We start from the raw sequence: 11,338 nt of genomic DNA on the forward strand, positions 1-11,338 counted from the left end.
AGTAGATTATTCAAGGGAAGCAGAACAGTCTGGAAAGTCTGGCGAGAGAGGGTGATAGCCCCGTATGCGTAGTTCCTGGATAATTTCTTGAGTAGGGCGGGGCACGTGAAACCCTGTCTGAACATGGGGGGACCACCCTCCAAGCCTAAATACTCCCTGATGACCGATAGTGAACAAGTACCGTGAGGGAAAGGTGAAAAGCACCCCGATGAGGGGAGTGAAAGAGACCTGAAACCAAATGCCTACAAGCAGTCGGAGCCTCTTATGGGGTGACGGCGTACCTTTTGTATAATGGGTCAGCGAGTTTCTGTTTGCAGCGAGCCTAAGCCGATAGGTGTAAGCGAAGCGAAAGCGAGTCTGAATAGGGCGCATGAGTTGCTGGCAGAAGACCCGAAACCGAGTGATCTAGCCATGGCCAGGCTGAAGGTGCGGTAACACGCACTGGAGGGCCGAACCCACGCCTGTTGAAAAAGTCGGGGATGAGCTGTGGCTAGGGGTGAAAGGCCAATCAAACTCGGAGATAGCTGGTTCTCCGCGAAATCTATTGAGGTAGATCGTCGTGTATTACCCTCGGGGGTAGAGCACTGGATGGGCTAGGGGGGCCCAAAGCCTTACCAAACCTAACCAAACTCCGAATACCGAGGAGTATGAGCACGGCAGACAGACGATGGGTGCTAAGGTCCATTGTCGAGAGGGAAACAGCCCAGACCACCAGCTAAGGCCCCTAAATCGTGGCTAAGTGGGAAAGGATGTGGGGATTCCAAAACAACCAGGAGGTTGGCTTAGAAGCAGCCATCCTTTAAAGAAAGCGTAATAGCTCACTGGTCTAATAGAAACCCTGCGCCGAAAATGTAACGGGGCTCAAGCCACGTGCCGAAGCTGTGGGTGCATACATTGTATGCGCGGTAGCGGAGCGTTCCGTAAGTCTGCGAAGGAGACGGGGTGACCCTCTCTGGAGATATCGGAAGTGCGAATGCTGACATGAGTAGCGACAAACAGTGCGAGAAACACTGTCGCCGAAAGTCCAAGGGTTCCTGCGCAAGGTTAATCCACGCAGGGTAAGCCGGCCCCTAAGGCGAGGGCGAAAGCCGTAGTCGATGGGAACCAGTTGAATATTACTGGGCCTGCCAGAAGTGACGAATGCGAGATGTTGTCTGTTCTTAATGGATTGGACAGGCTTTTGGAGCATTCCGGGAAAGAGCTCTGGCATATAGACCGTACCCGAAACCGACACAGGTGGACTGGTAGAGTATACCAAGGCGCTTGAGAGAACGATGCTGAAGGAACTAGGCAAATTGCTCGTGTAACTTCGGGATAAGCGAGACCCGTATGTGGGCAACCATGTGCGGGTGGCACAGACCAGGGGGTAGCGACTGTTTAGTAAAAACACAGGGCTGTGCGAAGTCGAGAGACGACGTATACGGCCTGACGCCTGCCCGGTGCCGGAAGGTTAAGAGGAGATGTGAGAGCATTGAATTGAAGCCCCGGTAAACGGCGGCCGTAACTATAACGGTCCTAAGGTAGCGAAATTCCTTGTCGGGTAAGTTCCGACCTGCACGAATGGCGTAACGACTTCCCCACTGTCTCCAGCATCGGCTCAGCGAAATTGAATTCCCCGTGAAGATGCGGGGTACCCGCGGTCAGACGGAAAGACCCTATGAACCTTTACTGCAGCTTTGCAGTGGCATCAGAGACATTCTGTGTAGGATAGGTGGGAGGCTATGAAGCATGGGCGCCAGTCTGTGTGGAGCCATCCTTGAAATACCACCCTGACTGTCTTTGATGTCTAACCGCGACCCGTAAGCCGGGTCCGGGACCCTGCATGGTGGGCAGTTTGACTGGGGCGGTCGCCTCCCAAAGTGTAACGGAGGCGCGCGATGGTGGGCTCAGGTCGGTCGGAAACCGACTGTCGAGTGCAATGGCATAAGCCCGCCTGACTGTGAGAGTGACAGCTCGAACAGAGACGAAAGTCGGCCATAGTGATCCGGTGGTCCCACGTGGACGGGCCATCGCTCAACGGATAAAAGGTACTCTAGGGATAACAGGCTGATCTCCCCCAAGAGTCCACATCGACGGGGAGGTTTGGCACCTCGATGTCGGCTCATCACATCCTGGGGCTGGAGCAGGTCCCAAGGGTTCGGCTGTTCGCCGATTAAAGTGGTACGTGAGCTGGGTTTAGAACGTCGTGAGACAGTTCGGTCCCTATCTGCCGTGGGTGTAAGAGACTTGAGAGGATTTGTCCCTAGTACGAGAGGACCGGGATGAACATACCTCTGGTGCACCGGTTGTCGCGCCAGCGGCACCGCCGGGTAGCTAAGTATGGACAGGATAACCGCTGAAAGCATCTAAGCGGGAAACCTACCTCAAAACAAGGTCTCACAGGGCCGTGAAAGACCATCACGTCGATAGGCTGGGTGTGAAAGCGTGGTAACACGTGCAGCTGACCAGTCCTAATCGCCCTTATTACTCACATCAACGCCGCTCTCCCTCACAGGAAAGCAGCATGCACATACATAGCAGTCATCCACGCATCCATTGCGTGTCTCTCATCTCATCCTACCCCTTCTCCTCATCCCGTCTCACTCATTAAGCGAGACAGGGCATGCACCAGCCTCTCCACCCTGAAAAGGGTGGGCCAGATGACCTGGTGGCCATGGCGGGAGACTTCCACCCGATCCCTTCCCGAACTCGGCCGTGAAACGCCCCAGCGCCTATGATACTGCAGCTTAAGCTGCGGAAAAGTCGGTCGCCGCCAGGTCTCCTGACCCACCCACATCAAACATACAACAACAGGGGATTACATCACGCATCCCCCATCATCGCGGGGTGGAGCAGCCCGGTAGCTCGTCAGGCTCATAACCTGAAGGCCGCAGGTTCAAATCCTGCCCCCGCAACCATCTTAAACTACTCCCACACACCACGCTCATCACCCGCCTTAATCAGGCCGCCAACCCGCGTCCATAACTCCTGATCATCACACCCTCACAACAGGACCTGCGCTACGAAGCACGTCCACCCTCATCGTTACAAACCTCTGACAACCCGCAGCTAACTCAAAGCGTCCAGAAAACGCCGGGAGGAAGCGCACATCGCCGTCGTATCGTCTTGAGGCATTCGTAACTATCTGCTTAAATCTCTCGATAATGAGGGGTGTGACCGGTGACTGAAGGGCGATCGGTCACATTTCCGGTAAGTGAGAGGTCCGGAAATTGTCGCAGATCCAGGTGCGAAAACGACGCAGTCATGAAAACCGGCATGAGATCCTGACGGCAGCCGTCACGCTGTTTGAGCAATCAGGTTTTCATCAGGTCGGTGTTGAGGACGTCGTGCGGGCGGCGAACGTGACCAAAACAACGCTTTACCGCCATTTCGGCAGTAAAGACGGGCTGGTTGTGGAGGTTCTGGGTGACCGCATCGATAAGGTGGAGGAAGGTCTCATCACCGCCATCACGGCGCACAGGGCGCCGCGCGCACGTTTGAAAGCGATTTTTGATTACCACACAAAATGGTTTCACAAGCCCAGTTTCGCCGGGTGTCTGTTTTATCGCGCGACGGGAGAATATGCCGGCAAGAGGCGGGAAATCGCCAAACTCAGCAAAGCGCAGAAGCTCAGCCTTCGTGCCGCGATACAGTCTTTTGTTGAAGAATTGGGCGTGCATAAAAACCGTAGTGAAAACCTGGCGCGGTCTATCCTTTGTCTCCTTGACGGGGCAATCATCGCCGCTCATTCGCTGGGGGAGAAAGACGCAGCTGAAAATGCGTGGCAAATGGTTGAACTCGCCCTCAGGAGCGAACTGGATCGAGCCGTTTCGACGCGCGCCCGTTAAAGACTGCATGAAAATCCGCTATCGGAGTTTGGCCTTAACGGGACGCCATTTTATCGAGCAGGTTCGCAGTATGCCGACGCGTATTCCCTCTCAATCGGGTCGGCGCACGGCCTGAGTCGTCAAAAGCTGAAACATCCGACGCGTCACGTTCAGCAGTGCGGTAAGGGCGTTTCTCCTCAATCTTCCGCACACGTCCCCGCCGACTGGCGGAAAGATTCGGCGCGACCGTCGGATATTCAGGCGGGAGCCCCCATCTGCGTCGATAATCCTCTACCGACATGCCGAACGTCGCGCTCAGATGTTTTTTCAGTGTTTTCAGTCGCTTCCCATCTTCCAGACAGATGATGTAATCGGGATGGACCGATTGGTGAATAGGCACGGCAGGTATCAGCGCGGGGCTTGTCGTGTCTGGACGCGCATCGAACGTCTCCATCGGCTTCGCCCGGAGGGGGGCCGACGGGTAAATATCCGCCTTAGTGTCATCAAATGACGGGCACGATTCAGATGTTTCCAACAGCCAAAGCGGGTCCATTCGGGAAATCGTGCCGTAAATTTCCCGGACAAGCTGCGGTAATTGGGCAGTCTCCACCCTTGTCGTCGCCAGATGGGCGGCGACGATGTCGGTCATGGCTCTCAGGCGCGCGAGATAAATATCTTCCGAGCAATCCGGGTCATGAATATCATCGGTTATTTTCGACATTGTGACAGAATTTCACCCCGAATTTTGGCAGGGACGACTTGCCACGTCCCCTTAAATGAGGTCATCGCTCCAACGAGCTTAACCACAGTGGAAGTGCGTGGCAAGCCGATCCCCCTTGAAAGATGTCCACCGGCTTTTCATCAAGCCCGACCCCGACACACAGCCCTCAGAGCCACGTCGCTTGAAAAACGACCGTTGATTCCATGTGTCTCGAAGATGACTGAACGCTGCGTGACAGGCACGCCAATGCCACCACCCTTATCGAAATGATAAAGATGAAAATGCCTTGCTGGAGGAGGATGGAACGTCCGGTTTTATACTTCCAAGTCAGCGAAAAAAGAACAACCAGTATGTCATATCAAAACGGAAACCTGTCAGCGTCTTGATAAAAAGTCATAGCGCGCCCGGCCTTCATGGACATGACGCCCCGCAACACGGGAAATCAATGACTTATGAAAACCGTGTTTAATGAAAACGATTATCACTTGCATCACCGGATAATCCGTGTTTTCCAGAATGAGAGGCAGGTCCAGGACCCGCCTCGTTTTCATTCAATCTGAGTCATTTCGTCAAAACCGGCGGCCCATGATGATGAACCACGACCAATTATCACCCGGGCATATGATGCATGAGGCACCCTCATCGCCTGAATGCACCCCAGCTCTATCGCGATCTGCTCATGCGCAGAATGCCGCGCCGACATTTTTCCTGTCCTCTTTCCGTGCGGTGAAAGCATCCCGCCTTCAGAAACGCCTCGATTTGAATCAAGCGTGCCAGCAACTTGCGGAGTGGCGGGAAAATGCCGCTTTCCATGCGGGTCACGTTGCACCGACGATCATGGGGGCGCTCCCCTTCGGCCTGTCGGCACAGGCGGAATTATTTATCCCGACGGATATCGCGCTCACGACGCGGGAGATGTTTCAGGCGGATTACGGCGCTGAAACAATTGAGGAACCTACCCTCCAATCTTATCATTCCGATTTGTCGGAAGCCCGATATTGCGATCTTGTCATCGACGTCAAAAAGAGAATGGCGCATTCGGATCTCCGGAAACTCGTCCTGGGTCGATGTGCGCGTCTGCGTTTTTCAGGGCCTGTTCATGTGCCTTCCGTCGTGCGGCGGTTGATCACGCAAAACCAGCGAGACATGGTGTTTCAGATTCCGTTGCGGGACGGCAGCATCCTCATTGGCGCAAGCCCGGAGCTGCTCGTCAGAAAAACCGGTGCGCAATTCTGTTGTCATCCGCTGGCCGGGTCCATCCCCCGTTCCCCGGATCAGGCGGAGGATGCGCGCCGTGGTCAGATGCTGCTTTCATCTGCCAAGGACAGGGACGAGCACGCGATCGTCATCGCGCAATTAAGGTCTCAACTCAGCGACCTGAGTCGCGACCTGGATATCCCCGACATACCCAGCCTGACCCGGACGGCCACAATGTGGCACCTCTCAACCAAATTGCGCGGGAGCATCCGGGACCCGAAGATGAGTGCGCTGGATCTGGCACGTCTCATCCACCCCACCGCCGCTTTGTGCGGCGCGCCGAAAGACCTTGCCTTCCGCACCATTTCGGCGCTTGAGCCTTCGGGGCGGGGCCTGTTTGCCGGACTTGTCGGGTGGAGTGATGCGCGCGGGGATGGGGAATGGGTGGTGACCATCCGTTCCGGCATCATCAAGGGAGCGGAGGCGCAGCTCTTCTCCGGCGCGGGCATCTTGCCGGGTTCCAACCCTGAAGCGGAATGGCGGGAAATCGAGGCCAAATTGGGCACGATGCGGCGCGCTCTCGGCCTTGAGCCCGACAAAATGTGACGACGTTTGACGCGAGAGGCGTGCTCAAAAAATAAAATAGCGAGAGATCAGGACATCTTATGGCGATCCCGAAAATAACATCCTACCCTCTGCCGCGATGGGAGCAGACCCGCCGAGAAGAAGGCGTCAAACCGCGCGTCAATTGGGTGATTGATCCTCCACGCGCGGCGCTGCTGATCCATGACATGCAGGATTATTTTCTGTCATTTTACGACAGTGACGCGCCGCTTGTGCGCGGTATGATCGCCCACATCGAGGCGCTCCGCGCGCAATGCCGCGCCCTTCGCCTGCCAATTTTCTACACCGCCCAGCCAACGCGTCAGAGCCCGGCGGCGCGCGCGCTCCTGACCGACATGTGGGGGCCGGGCCTGACAGATAAGGCCCCTGAGGCCGCGCGCATCGTGTCAGATCTCACACCGGCCCCGGAAGAAATCGTGCTGACGAAATGGCGATATAGCGCCTTTGCAAAAACCGACCTGAAAAAGCATCTGGAGGCAACGGGGCGCGATCAGCTTATCCTTTGCGGTGTCTATGCGTCGATTGGCTGCCTGGCCACAACTCTGGACGCCTTTATGATGGATGTGAAATCTTTCCTGATCGCGGATGCGACGGCGGATTTCAGCCTGGCGGATCATGAAATGGCGCTTCGCTACGTTGAGTCACGCTGTGGGCGGGTGCTGAACACCGCCGAAGCGTGTGAGTTTCTCGGACAATGACGGTTGCGCATAAGATATTGGCCGGGAAGTCAAAAATTGCCTGGGTGACCGGCGCGGCGCAAGGTATCGGCAAGGCGATCTGCACCCGTCTTCTCTCTGAAGGTGTCTATGTGATTGGCATGGATCAGAACCCGATAGAAGCTGATACGGTGTCGGAGGGCATAATCTTCGATATTTCTGATGCCGAAGCTACACGCAGAGCGGCGGATGCCCTTCTCTCACGCAACGCGGCCCCGGACTACCTCGTCCATGCAGCCGGTATATTCATGGAGGGCAGTGGCGAGACCTTGTCGCTGGAAGCATGGGACCGGCTTTTCGCCGTCAATGTGACGGGGCCATTCAACCTCATCAAAGCCGCATTGCCTGCCCTGCGCGCCGCGCAACGTGGTGCGATTGTGCTGATCGGCTCAAATGCAGCGCACATTCCTCGCCTGGGTATGTTGGGCTACGCCGCATCGAAAGCGGCCCTTGCGGCAATGGGGCGAGGGCTGGCGCTTGAAATGGCGCCCCATCATGTCCGGTGTAACATTGTTTCGCCCGGTTCAACGGATACGGAGATGCAGAGGCGTCTCTGGAAGCCGGGCTTCGGCGCGGCGGACGTGGTGCGGGGCGCGCCGAATGCGTTCAGGCTCGGTGTTCCGCTGGGCAAAATCGCCACGGTGGAGGATATTGCCGACATCACGATGTTCCTCCTCTCCGATCGTGCCGGGCACATCACCATGCAGGATATCGTCGTGGATGGCGGGGCGAGTTTAGGGGCTTAAATCTGGGGGCTTGAATATGCGCAATGACACACTGAAATCGCTGCGCAAACCGGTCCGAACGCTGATAAGGGGCGGCATCTGGCTTGGCGCACTGGGCGGGGTCTCGGCACTTGTGCCGCTATTCGGGTTGGCGGCGCTGGCCGATGCGCTGCAGACCGCCCCGCCCGACCTCCATCGCATTGCGATCCTGGCGGCCCTCATCGTCATTTGTGCAGTCTCGGGCTGGCTGGCCACGACTTTGGCAATGGGGCTGACCCATCTCGCGGATGAGCGCCTTCAGGCGCGCCTGCGGGGCCGGATTATCACGCATCTTGGCGTCCTCCCGCTCGGATGGTTTACCGGGACGCATTCAGGCATCGTCCGCAAGGCGGTCGAGGATGACCTGACCGAACTTCATTATCTGACGGCGCACCATGAGGTGGAGCGCGTGCGTGCCGTGTCCCAACCTCTCATCGGTTTATTCTGCCTGTCGCTGCTCAACTGGCGCCTCGCGCTTCTCGCAGTGGCCACCTGGCCGCTTTACGGCGTGGCATATCTCTGGATGATGCGCGGATATCGTGAAAATCTGCAACATATGGACCGTGACCTCGCGGCAATCAGCGCCGCGATCGTTGAGTTGATCCGCAATATCGTCGTCATCAAATCCTATCGACAGGCGCGGCGGATCCATAATGATTATGGCCAGGCCACATCGCGTTTTGCCGCATTTTACGGGGGATGGGCCGGTCGCACCGCGCGGATTGAGGCGATCTCCGCCCTTCTCCTTTCTGTCCCGGTCATTATGCTGACCAGTCTCGCCGGGGGGTATCACCTTGTGACAGCCGGGCAGGTGACCCCGGTCATGCTCCTTGCTGAAATCATGGTCGCCATCACGCTGCCCCAGAGTTTCCAAACCCTGCATACGGGCAATGCCGCCTTCAAGAAGGCGCAGGCGGCGGCCGAGCGTCTCGAGCACCTTCTCTCACTCCCAATCCTGCCAGCGCCAACGCACCCGCTCAGCCCGCGCAGCGCTGAAGTCACATTTGATCATGTCAGCTTTGCCTATGACGATGGACGTCCGGTGCTCGGTCACATTTCCTTCACTTGTGCGCCTGGGACGGTGACAGCTTTGATCGGGCCTTCCGGTGCAGGCAAATCCACTTTGGCGCGGCTTGTCCCGCGATTTTATGACGTCACGGAGGGGGCCATACGCCTTGGCGGCGTCGATGTGCGTCAGCTTGACCGCGCAACCCTCTATAAACAGGTGGGCTTCGTCCTGCAGGAAGTGGAGTTGCTGCATGGCACTGTGCGCGACAATATCCGCCTGGGTAAAGTGGATGCGGGGGAAAGCGACATCATCGCGGCCGCACAGGCGGCACAGATTGATTCCGTCATCCAGGCCCTGCCGCAAGGCTATGACACGATCATCGGTGACAAACATCGTTTCTCAGGCGGTGAGGCGCAGCGCATCGCCCTGGCGCGGATGATCCTTGCCAACCGGCCCATCCTGATTTTGGATGAAGCCACGTCAAGCGCCGACCCGGATCATGAAGTGCAGATACAAGCGGCGCTCTCCCATCTTGCACGCGGGCGGACGGTGATTGTCATTGCGCATCGACTAGCTTCCATCGTCCATGCTGACCAGATTCTGGTCCTTGCAGAGGGTCAGATTATCCAGAAAGGCCGTCACGAGGCGCTGATCGCGCAAGATGGCTGTTACAAAGATCTGTGGGAGGTCGAAAACCGGGCGCAGCCTCACGCGCATCCGGCCGAAACGGAAGGTGCCCTGCCATGCTGAATTCCCTGCGCAGCCTGCTGATGCCGGATCAGATCCGGCTTATCCGTAGCTATCTCATCCTCCTCGCTGTCAGCGGGCTCAGTGAAGCGGGCACGACCCTGCTTCTGATACCGGTGACGCAATCCCTCATGACACACGCTTATGGCCGTCTTGAAAGCTGGATGATTGTCCTGACCATCGCGGTCGTGATGACCTGCCTTCTGCGTTATTGGCAGACAATGCGGGGGCTGGGGCTTTCCGTGACGGTTCTGCGCACGGTGCAATCCCGTTTGGGTCAGCATATGGTGCGCCTGCCATTGGGCTGGTTCACAAGGGAGGTCAGTGGTCAGGTCTCGCGCTGTGCGACATACGGCGCGATGGGGCTGGCCAGCGCCCTGTCACATTTGCTGCCGGCCCTTCTCTCGGATATTGCAGTGCCGCTTCTGACAAGTGGCGCGATGATGTTGCTGGACTGGCGTCTCGGCATCGTGGCCCTTGGCGGCGCAATCGGCGTCCTCGCCGCCAATTCCCGGATCAGCAAATCGATCATAAGGGGGGAGGCGCCATCGCATGAAGCGACCGTCACCCTCAATAATCGCGTCATTGAATTCGCACGCTGTCAGGCCACCTTGCGCGCCTTCTGTCACGAGAGTGCCGCTTACAAGCCGTTGACCCAGGCGTTGGAAGCCAAAAACAAGGCGGGGCAATCTCTATTGGCAACCACATTCCCGAAAGTATTGATCAGCGGGTTGAGCGTGCAGCTCGTTTTCGCGTTGCTGGTGGGGGTCGGGCTTTATCTCACCCTGTCCGGGGGGCTCGGCGTGCCGCGACTTATGGCTTTCCTCGTTCTTGCGACCCGGTTTTCCGGCGGGCTGGCGATGCTCGGCGCGCGCATGGGTGTGCTGGGCATGATCAGGCGGGAAATCGAACGCATCGCCGCCATCATGAATGAACCGACCCTGCCGGAAGCCTCTCATCGCAAAAATCTCACCGCGCCGGGTGCCATCTCATTCCGATCCGTCGATTTCGGCTTTCATTATGGCGATGCCATTCTGCATGATGTGACGTTCGACGTGCCACAAGGGAGCGTAACCGGGCTGATCGGACCCTCCGGCGCGGGTAAGAGCACCCTTCTCAAATTAATGATGCGGTTTTATGACCCGGCAAAGGGGCAGATCTTGATTAACGGTGTCGACCTGCGTGAACTCCCGGCAGATCAGCTCATGGACCAGATCGCCCTTGTCTCACAGGACGTCTTTCTGTTTGCAGGGTCGATCGAGGAGAATATCCGCATCGGTAATCCGGACGCGTCGGAAGAAACATGGCGCCATGCCGCCCGTCTCGCGCGGGTCGATGCGCTCGTTGCGCAGCGGCGTCATGGCTGGGCCACGCAGGTCGGGGAAGGGGGGTGTCAGCTCTCCGGCGGTGAGCGTCAAAGAGTTGCCCTTGCCCGCGCGCTTTTAAAAGACGCGCCGATCCTTCTGCTTGATGAAGCGAGTTCAGCGCTTGACGCTTTGAATGTGGCCGCGTTTCAGGATGTGGTGCGGCAATTGCGGGGAAAAACGACGATCGTGATGATCACCCACCAGCTTGAGACCGTCATGCACGCAGATTATCTTCTGACAATTGAGGCTGGTCGCATTGTCGAGCGTGGCACGCCCGCAGATTGCCTGACATCGCGAGGTTATTTTGACCGGTTCTGTCATGAGCGGCGCCAGGCACTGGGGTGGCGCCTGACGGGCTGAGAGGCCCGCCCGTTGCGTCGTGCGGCA

General features: G+C 57.4%; 7 protein-coding genes, 1 tRNA gene and 2 rRNA genes (1 of these 10 cut by a window edge). 9 read left to right on the plus strand and 1 reads right to left on the minus strand.

Going from position 1 to position 11,338, the window contains the following annotated elements:
* The 4 genes from N5W20_RS01685 to N5W20_RS01700 all read left to right on the plus strand — a co-directional run.
* Positions 1–2,474: ribosomal RNA gene (locus N5W20_RS01685) — 23S ribosomal RNA — on the plus strand (it extends 264 nt beyond the left edge of the window).
* A gap of 169 nt (positions 2,475–2,643) precedes the next feature.
* Positions 2,644–2,758, plus strand: a 5S ribosomal RNA gene (gene rrf, locus N5W20_RS01690).
* 62 nt (positions 2,759–2,820) lie between these two features.
* Positions 2,821–2,897, plus strand: a tRNA-Met gene (locus N5W20_RS01695).
* 312 nt (positions 2,898–3,209) lie between these two features.
* Positions 3,210–3,827, plus strand: coding sequence for a TetR/AcrR family transcriptional regulator (locus tag N5W20_RS01700; RefSeq protein WP_319807205.1), 618 nt, complete (start codon positions 3,210–3,212; stop codon positions 3,825–3,827).
* Positions 3,828–3,861: 34 nt separating this feature from the next.
* On the opposite strand, the gene N5W20_RS01705 is transcribed toward N5W20_RS01700, so the two are convergent.
* Positions 3,862–4,527 carry a MucR family transcriptional regulator gene (locus N5W20_RS01705; protein ID WP_319807206.1) on the minus strand — a complete coding sequence of 222 codons (666 nt, stop codon included), beginning with the start codon at positions 4,525–4,527 and terminating at the stop codon, positions 3,862–3,864.
* Positions 4,528–5,112: 585 nt separating this feature from the next.
* Here N5W20_RS01705 and N5W20_RS01710 point away from each other — a divergent pair.
* The 5 genes from N5W20_RS01710 to N5W20_RS01730 are packed head-to-tail and all read left to right on the plus strand — an operon-like array spanning position 5,113 to position 11,311.
* Positions 5,113–6,330 (plus strand): isochorismate synthase, encoded by a 1,218-nt coding sequence (locus tag N5W20_RS01710; protein ID WP_319807207.1) that lies wholly within the window; start codon positions 5,113–5,115, stop codon positions 6,328–6,330.
* Between the two features lie 59 nt (positions 6,331–6,389).
* On the plus strand, positions 6,390–7,046 hold the full coding sequence (locus N5W20_RS01715) for an isochorismatase family protein (RefSeq protein ID WP_319807208.1): 657 nt from the start codon (positions 6,390–6,392) through the stop codon (positions 7,044–7,046).
* Complete coding sequence (locus N5W20_RS01720; RefSeq protein ID WP_319807209.1) at positions 7,043–7,810, plus strand: SDR family oxidoreductase; 768 nt, start codon at positions 7,043–7,045, stop codon at positions 7,808–7,810. The genes N5W20_RS01715 and N5W20_RS01720 overlap by 4 nt, the downstream gene beginning before the upstream one ends.
* Before the next feature lie 16 nt (positions 7,811–7,826).
* Positions 7,827–9,587: an ABC transporter ATP-binding protein gene (locus N5W20_RS01725; protein ID WP_319807210.1), complete on the plus strand. Its 1,761-nt coding sequence runs from the start codon at positions 7,827–7,829 to the stop codon at positions 9,585–9,587.
* Complete coding sequence (locus tag N5W20_RS01730) at positions 9,581–11,311, plus strand: ABC transporter ATP-binding protein (protein WP_319807211.1); 1,731 nt, start codon at positions 9,581–9,583, stop codon at positions 11,309–11,311. The genes N5W20_RS01725 and N5W20_RS01730 overlap by 7 nt, the downstream gene beginning before the upstream one ends.
* The last annotated feature ends 27 nt before the right edge of the window (positions 11,312–11,338 follow it).

Origin of the sequence: Candidatus Kirkpatrickella diaphorinae, assembly GCF_025736875.1 — a bacterium.
GTDB lineage: Bacteria > Pseudomonadota > Alphaproteobacteria > Acetobacterales > Acetobacteraceae > Sorlinia > Sorlinia diaphorinae.

Coding starts and splice junctions, on each gene's coding strand:
- N5W20_RS01705 (WP_319807206.1), bottom strand. CDS start 4,527: ATGTCGAAAATAACCGATGATATTCATGACCCGGATTGCTCGGAAGAT.
- N5W20_RS01710 (WP_319807207.1), top strand. CDS start 5,113: ATGATGATGAACCACGACCAATTATCACCCGGGCATATGATGCATGAG.
- N5W20_RS01715 (WP_319807208.1), top strand. CDS start 6,390: ATGGCGATCCCGAAAATAACATCCTACCCTCTGCCGCGATGGGAGCAG.
- N5W20_RS01720 (WP_319807209.1), top strand. CDS start 7,043: ATGACGGTTGCGCATAAGATATTGGCCGGGAAGTCAAAAATTGCCTGG.
- N5W20_RS01725 (WP_319807210.1), top strand. CDS start 7,827: ATGCGCAATGACACACTGAAATCGCTGCGCAAACCGGTCCGAACGCTG.
- N5W20_RS01730 (WP_319807211.1), top strand. CDS start 9,581: ATGCTGAATTCCCTGCGCAGCCTGCTGATGCCGGATCAGATCCGGCTT.